At 61.9% G+C, this 18,300-nt stretch carries 16 protein-coding genes; 12 read left to right on the top strand and 4 right to left on the bottom strand.

The genetic code is table 11. The annotated features are described in order from the left end of the window. Window positions 1–16: 16 nt before the first annotated feature. The 7 genes from AC1RT6_RS02290 (at window position 17) to AC1RT6_RS02320 (ending at window position 8,167) form a co-directional block, all read left to right on the top strand. Window positions 17–1,051, top strand: coding sequence for an AAA family ATPase (locus AC1RT6_RS02290; RefSeq protein ID WP_472790009.1), 1,035 nt, complete (start codon window positions 17–19; stop codon window positions 1,049–1,051). 10 nt (window positions 1,052–1,061) lie between these two features. Next, window positions 1,062–2,054, top strand: coding sequence for a DUF58 domain-containing protein (locus tag AC1RT6_RS02295; protein WP_079447001.1), 993 nt, complete (start codon window positions 1,062–1,064; stop codon window positions 2,052–2,054). Next, window positions 2,047–2,526, top strand: a complete 480-nt coding sequence (locus AC1RT6_RS02300; protein ID WP_201789017.1) for a DUF4381 domain-containing protein — start codon at window positions 2,047–2,049, stop codon at window positions 2,524–2,526. The genes AC1RT6_RS02295 and AC1RT6_RS02300 overlap by 8 nt, the downstream gene beginning before the upstream one ends. Further along, complete coding sequence (locus AC1RT6_RS02305) at window positions 2,519–3,511, top strand: vWA domain-containing protein (RefSeq protein WP_079446999.1); 993 nt, start codon at window positions 2,519–2,521, stop codon at window positions 3,509–3,511. Before AC1RT6_RS02300 ends, AC1RT6_RS02305 begins: the two co-directional genes overlap by 8 nt. A 51-nt stretch (window positions 3,512–3,562) precedes the next feature. Next, the gene (locus tag AC1RT6_RS02310) at window positions 3,563–5,038 is read left to right on the top strand and encodes a VWA domain-containing protein (protein WP_472790006.1); all 1,476 of its coding nucleotides are present in this window, start codon (window positions 3,563–3,565) and stop codon (window positions 5,036–5,038) included. Continuing rightward, complete coding sequence (locus tag AC1RT6_RS02315; RefSeq protein ID WP_079446997.1) at window positions 5,035–6,423, top strand: BatD family protein; 1,389 nt, start codon at window positions 5,035–5,037, stop codon at window positions 6,421–6,423. Before AC1RT6_RS02310 ends, AC1RT6_RS02315 begins: the two co-directional genes overlap by 4 nt. Before the next feature lie 85 nt (window positions 6,424–6,508). Next, a complete protein-coding gene (locus AC1RT6_RS02320; protein ID WP_079446996.1) occupies window positions 6,509–8,167 on the top strand; it encodes an arylsulfatase in 1,659 nt (552 codons plus the stop codon). A gap of 287 nt (window positions 8,168–8,454) precedes the next feature. Here AC1RT6_RS02320 and trpC read toward each other — a convergent pair whose 3' ends face one another. From trpC to AC1RT6_RS02335, 3 genes are read right to left on the bottom strand one after another with little or no spacing between them, the layout of a single operon-like run. Beyond that, on the bottom strand, window positions 8,455–9,249 hold the full coding sequence (gene trpC, locus AC1RT6_RS02325; protein WP_079446995.1) for an indole-3-glycerol phosphate synthase TrpC: 795 nt from the start codon (window positions 9,247–9,249) through the stop codon (window positions 8,455–8,457). Between the two features lie 10 nt (window positions 9,250–9,259). Next, window positions 9,260–10,273, bottom strand: a complete 1,014-nt coding sequence (gene trpD, locus AC1RT6_RS02330; protein ID WP_079446994.1) for an anthranilate phosphoribosyltransferase — start codon at window positions 10,271–10,273, stop codon at window positions 9,260–9,262. 37 nt (window positions 10,274–10,310) lie between these two features. Next, entirely contained in the window at window positions 10,311–12,218 is a 1,908-nt protein-coding gene (locus tag AC1RT6_RS02335; protein ID WP_079446993.1) for a peptidylprolyl isomerase, read from the bottom strand. Between the two features lie 254 nt (window positions 12,219–12,472). Here AC1RT6_RS02335 and tpiA point away from each other — a divergent pair, with 254 nt between their 5' ends. The 3 genes from tpiA (at window position 12,473) to pyrG (ending at window position 15,611) form a co-directional block, all read left to right on the top strand. Then, window positions 12,473–13,225 carry a triose-phosphate isomerase gene (gene tpiA / locus AC1RT6_RS02340; protein ID WP_472789998.1) on the top strand — a complete coding sequence of 251 codons (753 nt, stop codon included), beginning with the start codon at window positions 12,473–12,475 and terminating at the stop codon, window positions 13,223–13,225. A gap of 199 nt (window positions 13,226–13,424) precedes the next feature. Then, window positions 13,425–13,814, top strand: coding sequence for a preprotein translocase subunit SecG (gene secG / locus AC1RT6_RS02345; RefSeq protein ID WP_079446991.1), 390 nt, complete (start codon window positions 13,425–13,427; stop codon window positions 13,812–13,814). 165 nt (window positions 13,815–13,979) lie between these two features. Next, window positions 13,980–15,611 (top strand): CTP synthase, encoded by a 1,632-nt coding sequence (gene pyrG / locus AC1RT6_RS02350; RefSeq protein WP_079446990.1) that lies wholly within the window; start codon window positions 13,980–13,982, stop codon window positions 15,609–15,611. A gap of 107 nt (window positions 15,612–15,718) precedes the next feature. Here pyrG and AC1RT6_RS02355 read toward each other — a convergent pair whose 3' ends face one another. Continuing rightward, complete coding sequence (locus tag AC1RT6_RS02355) at window positions 15,719–16,075, bottom strand: PAAR domain-containing protein (protein WP_139372882.1); 357 nt, start codon at window positions 16,073–16,075, stop codon at window positions 15,719–15,721. Between the two features lie 139 nt (window positions 16,076–16,214). Here AC1RT6_RS02355 and kdsA point away from each other — a divergent pair, with 139 nt between their 5' ends. Together kdsA and AC1RT6_RS02365 are read left to right on the top strand one after the other, a co-directional pair. Further along, window positions 16,215–17,078 carry a 3-deoxy-8-phosphooctulonate synthase gene (kdsA, locus tag AC1RT6_RS02360; RefSeq protein ID WP_079447050.1) on the top strand — a complete coding sequence of 288 codons (864 nt, stop codon included), beginning with the start codon at window positions 16,215–16,217 and terminating at the stop codon, window positions 17,076–17,078. Further along, window positions 17,075–18,286 (top strand): MFS transporter, encoded by a 1,212-nt coding sequence (locus tag AC1RT6_RS02365; protein ID WP_079446989.1) that lies wholly within the window; start codon window positions 17,075–17,077, stop codon window positions 18,284–18,286. The genes kdsA and AC1RT6_RS02365 overlap by 4 nt, the downstream gene beginning before the upstream one ends. The last annotated feature ends 14 nt before the right edge of the window (window positions 18,287–18,300 follow it).

Below are 18,300 nucleotides of genomic sequence, written 5' to 3' on the forward strand. Positions count from 1 at the left end.
CGAAGGGAACAAACCGATGGCTGATGCGAGCGTAGCGAGCCCTCCCACCGGTGCGGCGCCCGTAAAAGTGAGCTCATCCGCTGCCCGTGACGCCATCCTCGACCTGAAGGTGCGTATCGGCAAATCCGTCCTCGGCCAGGATCATCTGATCGAAAGCATGTTGATCGGGTTACTCGGCAACGGCAATCTTTTGATCGAAAGTCTGCCCGGCCTCGCGAAGACGCGCGCGGTGAAGTCCCTGGCCAAAAATCTCGCTGCTGATCTGTCGCGTGTGCAGTTCACGCCGGACCTGCTCCCGTCCGATGTCACCGGTGCGGAGATTTACGCGCAGACCGACAAGGGCGGGCAGTTCCAGTTTCAGAAGGGGCTGATCTTCGCCAACCTCGTGCTGGCAGACGAGATCAACCGAGCGCCTGCCAAGGTGCAGTCGGCGCTTCTCGAAGCGATGGAGGAGCGGCAGGTCACCGTCGCCGGCAAGACCTACAAGATGCCCGAGCTGTTCATGGTACTCGCGACCGAGAACCCGATTGAGCAGGAAGGCACCTATCCGCTGCCGGAGGCGCAGCTCGACCGGTTCTTGATGCACGTCGTCATCACCTATCCAGACGAGGACGTCGAGGGCGCGATCATCAAGCTCAACCGCGAGGAAGTCGCGCAAGCGTCAAAGGAAAAAGCAGCGGAGCCTGCCGCGGTGCCGCAGCAGGCAATCTTCGACGCGCGGCGCGAGATCGACGGTGTTTTCGTGTCGGATGCTGCGCAGCGCTACATGGTCGACATCATCTTCGCCACGCGGTTTCCGGCGCGCTACAAGGAGCCGCTCAGCAAATGGATTCAGGTCGGCGCGAGTCCGCGGGGCAGCCTTGCGCTCGACCGCTGCGCGCGGGTGCGCGCGCGGCTCGACGGCCAATCGTTTGTGACGCCCGATCATATCCGAGCGGTGATGCACGACTGCCTGCGGCACCGGCTGATCCTCACCTACGAGGCTTTATCCGAAGGCGTCACCGCCGATCAGGCCATCGACAAAATCGCGTCGCTGGTGGCGCCGGTGTGAGGAGCATGCGATGCCGGCAGCGAGCGCAGCGGCGGTTCCCGGCGTCTATGTCGATCTCGGCGAGTTGATCGCGCTGGAGCAACGAGGCCACCGGGTCTCGTTTCTTCCTCGTCAACCTGTCCACAGCCTGTTGTCGGGCCGATACGCATCGCGGATGCGTGGGCGAGGGCTCAACTTCGAGGAAATCAGAGACTATCGTCCCGGCGACGACGTGCGCTCGATCGACTGGAAGGTGACGGCGCGTTTACAGCAGCCCCACGTTCGCGTGTTCAACGAAGAGCGCGACCGCCAAGGCTTGCTCGTGGTCGACCAGCGGCTATCAATGTTCTTCGGTAGCCGCTTCGCCATGAAGTCAGTGACGGCCGCACAGGCTGCGGCGTTGGCCGCTTGGCGAATTCTCGCGGCGGGTGACCGCATTGGCGGCATCATTTTCAATGACTCGGAACTTGCCGAGGTGCGGCCGCAACGAAGCCGCCGGAACGTGCTCGAACTGCTGGGGCATATCGTTGGGCAGAACCAGGCGCTCGGCGTTGGGCGCGGCCTTTCGGGCGCACCGGCAATGATCAATCGTGCGCTCGACCGAGCGCGGCGGCTCGCGGTGCATGACTCGACCGTCATTGTCATCAGTGACTTCGATGGCGCCGACGACACGACCAAGCGTTTGGTCGGCGGCATGGCGCAGCACAACAGCGTGGTGGCGTTGCTGGTCCACGACCCGCTGCAAAGCGATCTGCCCTCATCGGCACGCATGACGGTCACCGACGGTGAATTGCAAATCATGCTGGAGGTCGGCCGTGACAGTGTTCGCAAAGGCATTCAGGAGGCGACTGACGCGCGGCTGCGTAACGTGTTCGCGTGGACGCGCGAGATCGGTGTGCCGGTGTTGCCTCTGAGCGCTGCAGAGAAAACCGCCCCTCAACTGCGCCGCCTGATGGGCCGTTTGCCGGGCGGCGGCGGCGGGGGAGGCGGAAATCCACCATCTCCGGAGGCGAGCCTTGGCTAGTTCTCCACAACCCGATCCAGTCGCCGGCCTGATCGACATTCCGCTGCCGCCGGCGATCAGTCTTTGGCCCCAGACATGGCCGCTGCGGATTGCGCTGGCCGTTGCCACGGCCGGCCTTCTCTTTGGTCTGTGGCGGCTGACCTATTGGTGGTATCGCAACCGCTATCGTCGAGCGGCGCTGACCGAGCTTGCGGCTATTCAACGCACGTGGAATCCGGAGAATCCTGCCGGCACGTCCATCGCGTTGGCGTCGTTGATCCGCCGCACCGCGCTGGCTGCTTTTCCGCGGGGACAGGTCGCATCGCTGGCTGGCCAGGCATGGCTGGCGTTTCTTGACCGAACCGCTAACACGCGAGACTTTTCCGAGGGTGTGGGGCGAGTGCTGGCGCGCGAAGCCTATCAGCCGATCGCTGACGATCCCCGCGCGCTTTTCGGTATTATCCGGCACTGGATCAAGGCGCACCATGCTTGAATTTGCCTGGCCTTGGGCCTTCGCCCTTTTGCCGCTGCCGTTGTTGGCCTGGTGGCTGTTGCCGCCTTATCGGGAGCGCCGCTCATCGGTCCAGATTCCGTTTTTCGCCCGTGTCGCCGAGGCGACCGGGCAGAAGCCGCAGCCCGGCGCGGTGATCTTGCGGCGCTTGCCCCTGCAGATGATTGTTGCCGTCATCATTTGGCTGCTGATGGTTTCCGCGCTGGCGCGCCCTCAATGGGTCGGCGATCCGATCACGCATAAAATCGCGGCGCGTGACATGATGTTGGCGATCGATATCTCCGGCTCGATGAGCCAGCCCGACTTCAAGGCGCCCGACCAGAAGATGCTGCAGCGGCTCGATGGCGTGAAGCAGGTCGTTCGCGACTTTATCGCCCGCCGTAAAGGCGATCGCATTGGCTTGATCTTGTTCGGGACGCGCGCCTTTGTGCAGGCGCCATTCACGCAGGATCTGCAGACTGTCCAGATGCTGTTAGATCAGACCGCAGTCGCCATGGCGGGCGAGCAGACGGCCATCGGCGACGCCATCGGCTTGGCGATCAAGACATTTGATACGAGCAAAACGAAGCAGCGCGTGCTGATCCTGCTCACCGACGGCAACGATACGGCAAGCCGGGTGCCGCCTGTGCATGCCGCTGAGATCGCCCAGCAGCGCGGACTCACGATCTACACGATCGGCGTCGGGGATACTGAAGCCTCCGGCGAAAACCGCGTCGATCTGCCGGCGCTCCGCGAAGTGGCGAGCACGACGGGCGGACGGTTTTTCCGCGCCGAGAACGGCGAGCAGCTCGGAGCGATCTATGCCGACATCGACAAGCTTGCGCCGGTAAAGGTGCAAACCGAGAGCTGGAGGCCGAAGCTGCCGCTGTTCCAGTGGCCGCTCGGTGTAGCCGTGGTGCTTGGTCTCGGACTTTGGACGGTATTGCTGCTGCGCGGCCTGACTTTCGGAGCGCCTAGCGATGCTTGAGCAGGCGGTCGAAGCATTTCATTCCTTCGGCCGTGGTGGCTGCTCGCGCTCGTGCCAACCGGGCTGATCCTGGCGCTTATCTCACGGCGAGACAGTGTCGATCTGCAATGGCGAGGCGTCATTGCACCCAGCCTGCTGAAGCACATGATCGTTACGCCGCAGCGGCGGTGGCATATCAAACCCTCCTATCTTGTTGCGCTGGCGTTAGGACTAGGCGCCGTCGCGCTCGCCGGGCCGACGTGGCGGCGCGAGTTGCCGCCCTTTGTCGAGGACAAAGCGCCATTGATGATCGCGCTGGATGTTTCTGCATCGATGGGGCAGTCCGACGTTGCTCCGATGCGGCTGGAGCGTGCCAAGCAGAAGATCCTCGACATGCTTGCCGCGCGAGGCAGCGCCCGCACCGGCCTCATCGCCTACGCCGGCAGCGCGCATCTCGTCATGCCGCTGACCGATGATCGCCGCGTCATCGAGCCGTTTCTGGCGGCGCTGACGCCCGGCTTGATGCCGGTGCAGGGTAAAAACCCAGTCGCGGCTCTCGCACTTGCCGCAACGTCTCTTCAAGGCGAACCGGTTGCGGGGACTGTTCTCTTGGTAGCCGATGGCGTCGGAACCACGGATGCAAGCGAAATGCGAAAGGCCGCAGGCCGCAACGGCGTGGTGATGCTTAGCGTCAGACCGCCGCAGGACACCGCTGGTATCCCAGTCGACAACGTTGAGGTCACCGTCGACAAGTCGGACATCCAAGCTTTGGAGCGCCGTATCGACACCCAATTCGAGAGCGCCCAGGCGGAAGAAAGTGGAACGCGCTGGCGTGACGAGGGATTTTGGTTGCTTTGGCCGATAGTGCTGCTCGGTGCGCTCTGGTTTCGCCGGGGCATGACGGTGCAATGGGTCTTGGTACTCTTCCTGCTATATGGACACCCAGCCAAGGCGCAGCCCGCCGAAGCGCTGGCACGCTTCGCGAGCCTTTGGTTGACGCCGGATCAGCAAGGACGCATTGCCTTCGACCGCGGCGACTATGCGAGCGCGTCAAAACTGTTTGCCGATCCGATGTGGCGTGGAATCGCCGCCTATCGCGCCTACGATTTTCTGGCTGCCGCGGAGGCCTTTCGGAAGGTCGAGACGGTCGAAGGCCGTTTCGCACTCGGCAATGCCGAGGCACAAAACCATGCCTACGAGAAGGCGATCAAAGCCTACGACGACGTATTGGCGCAGCAGCCAGACAACGTCGCGGCAAAGACTAACCTCGCCATCGTCAAGAAAGCTTTTGAGGCTGCCGAGGAAAAACGGCGCAAGGATGAGCAACAAGACGCCGCCCCGCCTGATCTCAAGCCCGATGAAACCAAGATCGACGAAAAGCAGAAGGGTGGCAAACGCATAAAAGTTGCACCGAACGACATGACGACAGCTGGCGCCGCCGACGCCTGGATGCGTCAGGTGCAGACGACGCCGGCGGATTTCCTCAAACTGAAGTTCGCGATACAGGCGAACAGCGGCTCAACGCCGGTCGGGAGTTCGCCGCGATGAGAACACTGGCCGCATTCGCGCTATTTGCGCTGTCTGTCGCTAACGCAGATGCGCAACAAACTGTGGCTACTGAGCCGATCGTGCGCGCCAAGCTCGATCCCGCGACGGTCGTCGTCGGCCAGAGCGCGACGCTGACCCTCGACGTTCTGGTGCCCAACTACATGACAAAGCCGCCGGTGCTGCCGGCATTCCAGATCCGCAATGCCGTCACGCATGACGGGTCGACGATCAACATGTCGGAACAGGTAGACGGCGTGAGCTTTGCCGGAGTGCGGTACGAATTTCTGCTCTATCCGCAAGAGCCGGGCGCTTACGCCATTTCGGAGCGGTCGATGACAGTTACTTACGCGGTCGACCCTCCAGACTCGCGCGAGACGGTTGTGCGCATTCCGTCTTTGTCGTTCCAGGCAGTCATTCCCGATGCGGCGCAGGCGCTCGATCCATTCGTCTCCGCCCAACGGCTTGTTGTTCACCAGGAGATCAAGCCTTCGTCCGATCATCTCAAGGTCGGCGACTCCGTTGTCCGCACCGTCACGATCGAAGCCGACGGCACGCCGGCGATGCTGTTGCCGCCTCTGCCTCTTGTCCGCTCGCCTGTAGCCGAAGCTTATCCGGCACAACCGGAGTTCCAGGACAAGTACGATTCCCGAACCGGGGTGCTTGTGTCGCGCCGTATCGATCAGGTCACGCACATGCTGCAACAATCGGGTCAATTCAGTTTGCCGGCAATCGACATCGGATGGTGGAATGTCGGCGCAGGCAAAGTGGAGACGGCGCACCTGGACGCGATGTCATTCCAGGTCGTTGCTAATCCGGCCGCGCAAGGGACAATTTCCGACGGAGCCCGCGCGCGATGGAATTGGTCCGCCGTTCGCGATGGTATTGCCGAGCACTGGCTGCTGGCAGCGCTGATTGCAACCGCATTTGCCGTGATCGCCTGGTTCGCGCCGGCCGCGGCAAGATCGATCACGGCAGCGTATCAGCAGCGGCGGAAGACATATCTGCAATCCGAAGCCTGGTCGTTCCGTCGCCTTCGCCGCGTAGCAGGCAGCGGCGATGCTCGCACGGTGTACTTTGCAATGCTTGACTGGCTGCAACGGTTCGAACCCGTTGCGTCAGATCGCACGATCAAAGCTTTTAAGGCCGCAGCGGCCGATCCCGTGCTCGACTCCGAAATCGGATCGATCGAGCAACAATTGTTCGCGTCGCACCGCAACGCCGGTGAATGGTCGTCACGCCGCTTGCTGTGGCGAGTTGGGGCCGCGCGCCGCAACTTGCGTAGGCAGGTGGCCAGTCGCGGCGCAAAGCGGCAGTTGCCTCAGCACATCAATCCGATGGGTATTCCGAAAGCGTCAACCGAGAGTTGGCGCAAGCCGGCCAGATAATAGGGGCACTCACAATCTCACAAGCTCGAACGCAGGCTTTCTTCACCCAATCATCGTACTGTTTTCAAACGTTCAGGAGTTTCAAATGAGCAGGGAAGAAAAGAATAAGGGTCATGTTGCTGGCCCTAACGCGTCAACCTTCAATCGCCGCGCCATGCTGCTTGGCTCGTCATCGCTGGTCGTAGCCGCGGCACTGACATCGGAAGCCATGGCGCAGGCACACAGGACCAAGCCGGCGTCTCCATCAAATGGGCCGGCCGGTGGCAAGAAACCAAACATCCTGTTCATCATGGGCGACGACATCGGCTGGTTCAATGTCAGCGCCTACAACATGGGCGTTATGGGCTATCGCACGCCCAACATCGACCGGATCGGCAAGGAAGGCGCCGTTTTTACTGACTGGTATGGCCAGCAGAGCTGCACCGCTGGCCGCGCTGCTTTCATCACCGGACAGACGCCGGTTCGCACCGGCCTCACCAAGGTCGGTCTGCCTGGTGCAGAACTTGGTCTCGGGCCGCATGATCCCAGCGTCGCAGACGTTCTTAAGACATACGGTTATGCCACCGGCCAATTCGGCAAGAACCACCTCGGCGACCGCGACGAGCATCTTCCGACCGCGCACGGCTTCGATGAGTTTTTCGGCAACCTCTATCACCTCAATGCCGAGGAGGAGCCGGAGAACCCTGACTATCCCAAGAATCCGGAGTTCCGGAAGAAGTTCGGACCGCGCGGCGTCATCAAGTCGACCGCCGATGGCAAGATCGAGAATACCGGTCCGCTCAACACCAAGCGCATGGAGACGATCGACCAGGAGTTTCTTGACGCTGCCAAGGACTTCATCAACCGGCAGCACAAGGCCGACAAGCCGTGGTTCTGCTATTTCAACTCGACGCGGATGCACATCTTCACGCATCTGAAGGCGGCGTCGCAGGGCAAGACCGGCCTTGGCGTCTATCCGGACGGCATGGTCGAGCATGATGGCATGGTTGGCGAATTGCTGAAGCTCGTCGATGATTTGGGTATCGCTGAGAACACCATCGTCGTCTACACCACCGACAATGGCGCGGAGGCGTTCACGTGGCCTGACGGTGGGTCGACGCCATTCCGGGGCGAAAAAGCTACCAATTGGGAAGGCGCTTTCCGGGTGCCTTGCCTGATCAAATGGCCGGGCGTGATCCAGCACGGAACTGTGGTCAACGACATCTGCGCGCACGAGGACTTCATCCCGACGTTCGCGGCGGCCAATGGTGATCCAGACCTGGTCGAAAAGCTCAGGACGGGCTCAACGCTCAACGGTAAGAGCTTCAAGGTTCATCTCGATGGATTTAACTTGCTGCCCTTCCTCAAGGGCGAGGTGAAAGAATCGCCGCGCAAAGAGTTCCTCTATTGGAGCGACGATGGTGACCTGATGGCGTTGCGGGTGGGCAATTGGAAGGCGTCGTTTTTGGAGCAGAACACGGAGCTCACTCCAAAGGCTCCCATGGGACCGTGGACGGGCCAGTTCACCAAACTGCGCGCGCCCAAACTGTACAATCTGCGCGCCGATCCATTCGAGAAGGGCGATGACAGCATCAACTATGGCAAGTGGTTAATCGACCGGACTTTCCTGCTGGTGCCCGCGCAGGCTGTCGTCGCGAAATACATCGAAAGCTTCAAGGAGTTCCCTCCGCGCGCCAAAGCGGCAAGCTTCACCGTCGGCGATGTGATGGAAAAGCTGACAATAGGGAATCCGAGCAAGAACTGACCAGCACAACGGTTGGCGACGGACCGCGATACTGCGGTCCGTCGCGGGTATGGAATAGTGCCGATGTTCCGAGAAGTAGATTGCGGCGGTCAATGGCCTTGACGGTGTGGCGTTGTCGCCTGCCTGGGATCGGCTTCACAGTTCTAATCGAATTGGAGACGACACAGGCAAGCGAGATTTTCGCCGACCTCGTTCGCAACCGCGTGGTGCAGCCGCCATCCTCACCCGGACAGCGCTATAGCGTGCCGGGATCAGCTAACAAAAGGGGAGAAGGAAGCAAGACGAGGCTACGCATGCTTGAGCAGCGTGCGGGTTGCGGCGGTGACGTCGGCTTGCCGCATTAGGCTTTCGCCGACCAGGAAGGTGGAGATGCCAACCCGTTCGAGCCGCGCGAGATCGTCCGGCGTGAAGATACCGCTTTCTCCCACCATCAGCCGATCTTTCGGAATGTGAGGCGCCAGCGCTTCGCTGGTTTCGAGCGTCGTCTCAAACGTGCGCAGATTGCGATTGTTAACTCCGATCATCGGCGAACGCAGCTTGAGCGCACGATCCAACTCCTCGCGGCTATGAATTTCGAGCAGCACATCCATGCCGAGTTCGAGCGCAGCCGCCTCGATGTCTTTCGCTGCAGCATCGTCGAGCGCGGCCATGATGATCAGGATGCAGTCCGCTCCATGCGCCCGCGCCTCGACAACCTGATAAGTGTCGAACATGAAATCCTTGCGCAGCACCGGCAGCGACGTCGCGGCGCGGGCGGCGACCATGAAGTCGAGATGGCCCTGAAATGATGGCGCATCGGTGAGAACGGAGAGGCAAGCGGCACCGCCGGACTCATAGGCGTGGGCGAGGGAAGGCGGATCGAAGTCGGCGCGGATCAAGCCCTTCGAGGGCGAGGCCTTCTTGACCTCGGCGATCAGGGCATATTCTCCCTTGGAGAGCTTGCTGCGGATGGCTTGGACGAAGCCGCGCGGCGGCGAAGCGGCTTTTGCGGCGGCCGTGACGTCACTGAGGGAACGTGCGCGCTTTGCGCTCGCAATCTCCTCGCGCTTATAGGTTTCGATCCTGATCAGGATGTCGGCCACGTCACCGTCCTTACCCGTTGGAAACCGCAACCAGCTGCTTCAGCTTGTTCATGGCGCCGCCGCCGTCGAGTGATTTCGTGCCAAGCGCGATGCCCTCCTTCAGGTCTTTCGCCTTGCCCGCGACGATCAGGGCCGCCGCCGCGTTGAGCAGGGCGACATCGCGGAAGGCGCCGGGTTTGCCTTCGAGCACCCCGCGTAAGGAAATTGCGTTTGCTTCGGCGTCGCCGCCTTTCAGCGCATCGCCACCCGCGCGCGACAATCCCGCGTCCTCCGGCGTCACCTCGAACGAGCGGATACTGCCGTTCTCGAGTGCGGCCACGAAGGTCGGGCCGGTGAGGGTGATCTCATCCAAGCCATCCGAGCCGTGAACGACCCATACCGATTCGGAACCGAGGTTCTTCAGCACCTGCGCCAGCGGTTGCACCCATTGCCGCGAGAACACGCCAACCATCTGCCGCCTGACGCCGGCGGGATTGGACAGTGGCCCCAGCAGATTGAAGATGGTGCGGGTCGCGAGTTCGACGCGTGTCGGGCCGACATTCTTCATCGCGGGATGGTGCGATGGTGCGAACATGAAGCCGATGCCGGCCTCGTTGACGCAGCGGCCCACCTGTTCAGGGGTGAGGTCGATCTTGATGCCGAGCGCAGCGAGGCAGTCGGCAGCTCCGGATTTAGAGGATAGCGCGCGGTTGCCGTGCTTGGCGACGGGCACGCCGGCACCTGCGACAATGAACGACGCGCAGGTTGAGACATTCACTGAGCCTGAGCCGTCGCCACCGGTGCCAACCACATCGACCGCGTCCGTGGGCGCTTTGACTCGCAGCATCTTCGATCGCATCGCCGAGACCGCCCCGGTGATTTCGTCGACGGTTTCGCCGCGCACGCGCAGCGCCATCAAAATCCCGCCCATTTGCGAGGGCGTTGCTTCGCCGGACATCATACGGTCGAACGCGGATGCAGCTTCCTCACGCGTCAGAGTCGCGCCGGTAGCGACTTTTCCAATGAGAACCTTGAGATCGTCCATCGGATGCTTTCGGAATACGGGAGCGCGTCGGTCCCCGTCAGAAGTTGCTGGCGCCGATGATTTGCGCCACGGCCGCCTGGTTGATCGTGGTGCCAATCTCGCCTTCGAGCTTGACGATGTACTGGCCGACATATTCATCCGACAGGCTGCGCTGGATGCCCTCACGCAGCTTCTTCATCTCATCGGAGGCAAGATTGAGCGGCGGCACCGTCACGTCGGTGACGCGGAAAACGATCCATTCCTCGTGACCCGCGCCCGGAGCCTGGCCGGCTCCGCCTTTGACGACGCGGAATGCGGCGGCGACCACGGCGGCAGGCAATTCGGTCGTTGTGGCGTCGCGTTTAATAGCACTCGCGCTTTCGACCTTGAGACCGAGTCCGGCTGCCTCGTCGGCGAGCTTGCCGCCCTGGTCGAGCTTGCGGACCATGTCCGTGGCCTTGGTTAGTAGACGGCCGCTGATCTGGTCGTCGCGCCACCCCGCCTCGACCTTGTCCTTGACCTCGTCGAGGGTACGGTCGCGCGAGGGTGTGACGCCGAGAAGGTCAAACCAAACGAAACCATTATTACCGAGTTGCAGCGTTTCGTTGTCGACGCCGACATCGCTGGCGAATGCCTGCGCGATCAGGTCGACTCCCTGCGGAAGCCCTGTAACGGGTTTGCCGTCCGGTGCACGTCCCGACCGGTCGACGGCCTCGATAGTGACCGCGGTCAGTCCAAGCTTCTTGGCGGCCTCGATGACGGTTGCGCCGCCGCCGCGCTCGTCCTCCATTTTATTGTGGAGGTTGTTGATCTCGGAGCGCGCGCGTTCAACCGCGACATCGTGCTTCAGTTTTTCGGCAACGCTTTCGTACGTCGGCTGATTTCCTGGCTCGATGCGGCCGACCTTGATCAGCGCGACACCGAATTTGCCCTGGATCGGCTGACTGATTTCGTCGGTCTTCATCGCAAACCCTGCGTTGGCGATGGCGGGATCAACGATCTCGGATCTCGGGATCGTACCAAGGTCGATGTCGGACGCTGCAAGGCCGCGCTCCTTGGCGATATCGTCGAATGACGCGCCGCTGGTGATCTTCTCCCGTGCGGCCTGAGCGTCTGTGATGTTGGGGAACATGATCTGCCGGAGTTGCCGCCGTTCGGGCGTGGACAGCTTGTTCTTGCGTTCCTCATAGACCTTTCTGGTGTCGTCGTCGGACACCGCCGTCCATTTGGCGACCTCCTCGGGCGTCAGCATCACCAATGCGATCTTGCGATATTCCGGCGCGCGGAACTGCACCTTGTGGGCGTTGAAATAACTGGACAATTGGTCCGCCGTGGGAGGATCGATGCTTCCGGCCTGTGCCGCGCCGAGCTTGACGTAATCGATGGTCCGTTGCTCGTTCTGGAAGCGGTTCAGCGCCTCCAGCAACTTCGTTGAAGGTTCGACGCCGGCCGTCACCGTTCCCGCGATCTGGCGACGCAGCGTCGTATGCCGCTGCTCGGCGACATAGCGTTGCTCGGTGTACCCCAGCTGTCGGATCAGGCCGGCGAAGCGCGCCGGATCGAAGGCGTCATGAGCCCCCTTGAAGTTGGGATCGGTCATGATCTGGCGGCTGATTTCCTTATCCGAAACTGCGAGGCCCTTGCGCCGGGCGTCCTCATCGAGCGCAGCTTCCGCAATCACTTGCTGCAAAATCTGACGGTCGAGGCCGAGGGCCCTGACCTGATCGGGAGGCAGCGCGCGGCCGAACTGGCGTGCGATCTGTTGCAGACGGTCGGTGTAGATTTGCCGAAACTGCTCGGTCGAAATCTCGGTGCTGCCGACCGTAGCCAGCAACGACTGGCCGAAGCCATGAAAGATATCCGCGATGCCCCAGATGCCGAAGGCGACGATCAACAAGCCCATCACGATCGTCATGATGGCCTTGCCGAGCCAGTTTGATGAGGCGTTGCGTATTCCTCGAAGCATGGGTCCGTCTTTTGTAGGAGGGAAGCGGGTCGCACCTGAGCGGAAGCCGCGCGAGGGCGTCACCGAGTTGATAACGCATCATAAAGTGGCAAGCGCGCCGTCGCAACCTCAGTGGAACGCCTCGACCATAAGCCGCACCGGGTACCGGAGACTGGCCCCGGCCGATAACCTCTGCTAGCAAGGTCCGCCAACTTCGGCGTCGGATCGCCGGTATACCGAGGTGGCGCAACGTCAAAATCATCCATGAGAGATCCATGACCGGGCTGCGACCGCTGATTGCTGGAAACTGGAAAATGAACGGCCTCAAGGCTTCGGCCAGCGAGCTCGGCCAGATGATCGCAGGTGCGGACGGCCCCGCGCAAAAAGCCGATCTGCTGATCTGTCCGCCGGCGACGCTGGTATTGGCGTTTGTGGGTGCGGTCCAGGGCTCACCGGTGCGGATCGGCGGGCAGGATTGTCATCCCAAACCCTCCGGTGCTCATACGGGCGATATTTCCGCCGAGATGCTGGCGGATGCGGGCGCCACCGCCGTCATCGTCGGCCATTCCGAGCGCCGCGCCGATCATGCAGAGACCGACGCTCTGGTGCGGCAAAAAACCGAAGCCGCCTGGCGGGCGGGGTTGATCGCCATCGTCTGCGTCGGTGAAACCCAGGACCAGCGTGATGCCGGTCAGACGCTTGAGGTGGTCGGACAACAGCTTACGGGTTCGCTGCCGGACGGCGCGATCGCCACCAATCTCGTCGTGGCCTACGAGCCGGTCTGGGCGATCGGCACCGGACGCACGCCGACATCAGAAGATGTTCAGGAAGTCCATAGATTTATCCGCGAACAGCTCGCGGAACGGTTTAGCATGGAGGGGGCGAAAGTTCGTATCCTCTATGGCGGATCGGTGAAGCCGTCGAACGCTGCGGAGTTGTTGGCGGTTCCGAATGTAAACGGGGCGTTGATCGGCGGCGCCAGCCTCAAGGCGGCAGATTTCCTTGGGATCGCCCAAGCCGTTGCCTGACCGTTCATCTCGTGGTGCCCAGCGACCCTGCGGGGGTGACAACGTCGCGCCTGATCGTGTAGATACCGCCGAGTGTGGCGGTTCAGAAGTTCGCTTTCAGTGTCAGCGAGTCCGTCAGGCGAACTTCTCAAGCCCCGCAAGCAAGCCCCGCAAGATCGTGACTCCGGCTGGCGGGCGCGCGCTGTGATGGAAGGCCAAGATGCAGACCGTTGTTATCGTAATCCACCTGATCATCGTTTCGGTACTGACCATCATCGTGCTGCTGCAAAAGTCCGAAGGCGGCGGCCTCGGCATGGGCGGCGGCGCCGGATTTATGTCAAGCCGGGGCACCGCGAATCTGCTGACGCGTACTACGGCCTTCCTTGCGGCTGGCTTTTTCGTGACCAGCCTGTTCCTGTCATGGCTTGCGGGCGTCCATCAAAATCCGGGTTCGATCCTGGATGGAGCCCCAGCGTCGCAGTCCCAGCCGGCAGGAGGCGCGACCCCGGTAACTCCGCCCTCCGGCGGCGGCCTTCTCGATTCGCTGAAACAATCGGACCAGCCGGCCCCGCCGGCGCCCGCCGGTCCGCAAGCGCCGCGTTCGCAATAAAGCGGGGCATTGATGCAGAACCGGGATTACCGCTCTGCATCAAAAGCCTTTGCCAAGAGACTGCAATCGTTTGAATTTTGAAGTCACCCATAGCCGATCCGATTTCGGCTGACGGCTGGGATTGGTTTTGGCGAATCGTCTCGGGAGCCTTAAAGGTTGAGACCCATGGCGCGGTATATTTTCATCACCGGCGGCGTGGTTTCCTCGCTCGGAAAAGGTCTGGCTTCGGCAGCGCTCGGCGCGCTGTTGCAGGCGCGTGGCTACAAGGTTCGCCTTCGCAAGCTCGACCCCTACCTCAACCTCGATCCGGGAACGATGTCGCCCTACCAGCACGGCGAAGTGTTCGTGACTGACGATGGTGCTGAGACCGATCTCGATCTCGGTCATTACGAGCGCTTTACCGGGCGCCCCGCGACCAAGCAGGACAACATCACCACCGGCCGCATCTATCAGGACATCCTGACCAAGGAGCGCCGCGGCGACTATCTTGGGGCTACGATCCAAGTGGTTCCCCATGTCACCAACGCCATCAAGCATTTCATCCTCGACGGCAATGATGGCTATGACTTCGTGCTGTGCGAGATTGGCGGCACGGTGGGTGACATTGAGGGGCTACCGTTCTTCGAGGCGATCCGGCAGATCAAGAACGATCTCCCGCGCGGTGCTGCGATTTACGTTCACCTGACGCTGCTGCCGTTTATCCCGAGCGCTGGCGAGTTGAAGACCAAGCCTACGCAGCATTCGGTGAAGGAATTGCGATCCATCGGCATCCAGCCCGATATCCTGCTGTGCCGCACCGACCGGGAAATCCCCAAGGAAGAGCGCCGGAAGCTCGGATTGTTCTGCAATGTCCGGGAAAGCGCCGTGATCGAGGCGCGCGATGCAGATAACATCTATGCCGTGCCGGAAGTCTATCACGCCGCAGGCTTCGACGACGAGGTTCTGGCGGCGTTTGGAATCGAGCCGGCTGCGCCTCCGGCGCTGCAAGGCTGGCATGAGATCAACGAGCGCATCCGCAATCCGGAAGGAGCGGTGACAATCGCGATTGTCGGCAAGTACACCGGCATGAAGGACGCCTACAAATCGCTGATCGAGGCGCTGTCCCATGGCGGTATCGCCAACAAGGTGAAAGTCAATCTCGACTGGATCGAGAGTGAAGTGTTCGAAAACGAAGATGCCGCACCCTTCCTCGGACATGTCGATGGCATTCTGGTGCCGGGAGGTTTTGGCCAGCGCGGCGCCGAGGGCAAGATCAAGGCGGCGCGGTTCGCTCGCGAAAGGCGTGTACCGTATTTCGGCATCTGCTTTGGGATGCAGATGGCCGTGATCGAGGCGGCCCGCAATCTGGTTGGAATTGCAGACGCTAACTCGACCGAATTCGGTCCGACCAGCGAGCCGCTGGTCGGACTGATGACCGAATGGCTGCGTGGCAACGAATTGGAGAAGCGCGCGAAGGCTGGGGATCTCGGCGGCACCATGCGGCTTGGCGCCTATCCGGCGGCGCTTAGGCGCGGCAGCCGCGTCTCCGGAATCTACGGCGGGGCGCTGGAGATTTCCGAGCGGCACCGTCATCGCTACGAAGTCAACACGGCCTATAAGGACCGCCTGGAGCACCACGGACTACTGTTCTCGGGCCTCTCGCCTGACGGTGTGCTGCCGGAGATCGTCGAGTACGAAGATCATCCCTGGTTCATCGGTGTGCAATACCATCCAGAACTGAAGTCACGGCCGTTCGAGCCGCACCCGCTATTCGCCTCGTTCATCCAGGCAGCGGTGGTGCAGAGCCGGCTGGTGTAGCTAGAGCATCTCCGCTTCCGACCAAATTAGAAGCGACGCTCTAGATTGTTGTTTTGACGCGTTTTCTTCACGCGAACCGGTATCCACTTCGCTCGAAAACGCTATAGCTATTTTGCACACCCGGATGTCCGGTCGCCCTGACGCGCCATCGGCTTGCCGTTGATGAATACGCCATGGCCGCTAGAAGTGACCGAGCCGCCGCATCCGGTTCGGTCGCCGGTCACCGTTGCGGGTTTGCCGTTGATGAAGACGTTAGACGATCCCTCGATCAACGCGCCGCCGGTCGTAGAGTCGCCCTGACGTGCGGCGGGTTTGCCGTTGACCATCACGTCCTGACTTCCGCCGGTCACAACGCCCGACGATTGCGATGCTGGGTTTGGCGTCTGGCTCCGCGCCGGTCCCAGTTGAGCCGCACCGATAAAGGCATATGCAGAGACGGTAAAAACAATAAGGGGCAGTCGCATTTGGCCTCCGGGACAATGCCGCAAAGCTTATCAAACCGGTCCCGAGGGGGCTATGCTTCGCGCGCACGCTCGCATTCCGCGCATGCGGGTTGATCCCGCCGCTGCGGCCCCGCATGGTCCGCCGATAAAGGAATTCACCTTGAACCAGTCCGTCTCCGCAGCGCCCGTCGTCTCCGTCGGCTCCGTAACTTTCGGCCAGGACCAGCCCCTGTCGATCATCGCCGGCCCGTGCCAGATGGAAAGCCGTGCTCACGCAGTCGAAGTGGCCGGCGCGCTGAAGGAAATCGCCGCGCGGCTGAACATCGGCCTTGTCTTTAAGTCCTCGTTCGACAAGGCCAACCGCACCAGCGCTTCGGGCGCGCGGGGGATCGGGTTGAAGCAGGCGCTGCCGGTTTTCGCAGAGATTCGGTCATCGCTCGGATTGCCTGTGCTGACCGACGTCCACGAGGCAGCCCAATGCGCCGAGGTCGCGCAGGCGGTCGATGTGCTGCAGATACCTGCATTCCTGTGCCGGCAGACTGACCTTTTGCTGGCAGCGGCGGCGACCGGCAAGGTCATCAACGTCAAGAAGGGGCAGTTTCTGGCGCCATGGGATATGGGGAACGTGGTTGCCAAGATCACCGGCGGCGGCAACCGCAACGTGCTAGTGACCGAACGCGGCGCATCGTTCGGCTACAATACGCTGGTGTCCGATATGCGCGCGCTGCCAATCCTTGCGCGCACCACCGGCGCGCCCATCATCTTCGATGCGACTCATTCCGTGCAGCAGCCGGGCGGCAAGGGTACCTCGTCTGGCGGTGAGCGCGAATTCGTGCCGGTGCTGGCGCGTGCGGCGGTCGCGGTCGGCGTCGCCGGCGTGTTCATCGAGACCCATCCAGATCCCGATCATGCGCCGTCGGACGGCCCCAACATGGTGCCGTTGCGTGAGTTCGAGGCGTTGGTGCGAAGGCTGATGGCGTTTGATGCGCTGGCGAAGGCGACCGATCCGGCCCACCCGAAATGACATCGGTGCCCCCGGCAGCGGCCGAAAAGCACAGACTGCCGCCGCTCCTCAATATCATTGCTCTGGCCACCTTCGCGGCGAGCCTGTCGACGCGTGCGATGGACCCGGTGTTGCCGCATGTCGCCGACGATTTGTCGGTGACGGTCGCCACCGCAGCCGGCCTTTCGGCGGTCACCGCATTTTCGTTTGCAGTCGTGCAGCCGCTGATCGGCGCTGCAGCCGATATCTTCGGCAAGGGGCGGCTGATGTTGATGTGCCTGGTGCTGCTCGGCATTTCGAACGTCGTCGGCGCATTGTGCTCGTCCTACAGCGCGCTGTTCGCGACGCGCGTCTTTGCGGGGATAGCATCGGGCGGTGTTTTCCCGGTCGCGCTCGGCATGGCGAGCGACCTGGTGCCGGTGCCGCAGCGCCAGGTGGCGATCGGCCGGACCATCGCGGGTACGATGGGAGGCAACCTGCTGGGCGCCTCGTTTTCCGGCGTGATTGGCGATCTCGTCGGCTGGCGCGGTGTGCTTGTCGTGCTCGGAGCGCTGGTTTTTGCGGCCTCGATTGCTGTTGGGTTTGGATTTCACCGCGGCGACGCGATCGCAACCTCGCGGCGGATGAAGTTTGCCGATCTGCGACAAGGCTATCGGCAGATCTTCAGCAATTCCAACGCCAAGGTCTGCTACTCTGCTGTTTTCATCGAAGGCTGCTGCGTACTTGGACTGTTTCCCTACGTCGCGGCGTTTCTGTTCGAACTCGGTGAAACCCGGCTTTCGATCGCGGGCATCGTCATCGCCGGATTTGCCGTCGGCGGCCTGTTCTACACCATGACGATATCGCAGTTCCTGTCGCTGCTCGGCGTACGCGGCTTGATGATATCAGGCGCAATGATGGTGGCGGTGCAACTTGTCGCGGTAGCCTTCGGTCCGGACTGGCATATCCAGATGCTCAGCTTCATCCTGATGGGCTGGGGCTTCTACATGCTGCATGGCTGCCTGCAGGTGTTCGCCAGCGAATTATCCGAGCAGGCGCGGGCGACGGCATTGTCGCTGCATTCGTTCTTCTTTTACATGGGGCAGACTGCCGGTCCGATCGTCTATGGAGTGAGCCTTTCCTGGGCCGGAAAATTTCCCACGCTTGCCGCGAACGCCGTCGTCATCGCAATTCTCGGGTTGGCTTGTGCGGGGCTACTGACCGGGAGGGCCGCCTCACGCGCGCGTTAAAGAACCTCTGTCCG

This window comes from Nitrobacter sp. MLSD-S21, from assembly GCF_058809865.1.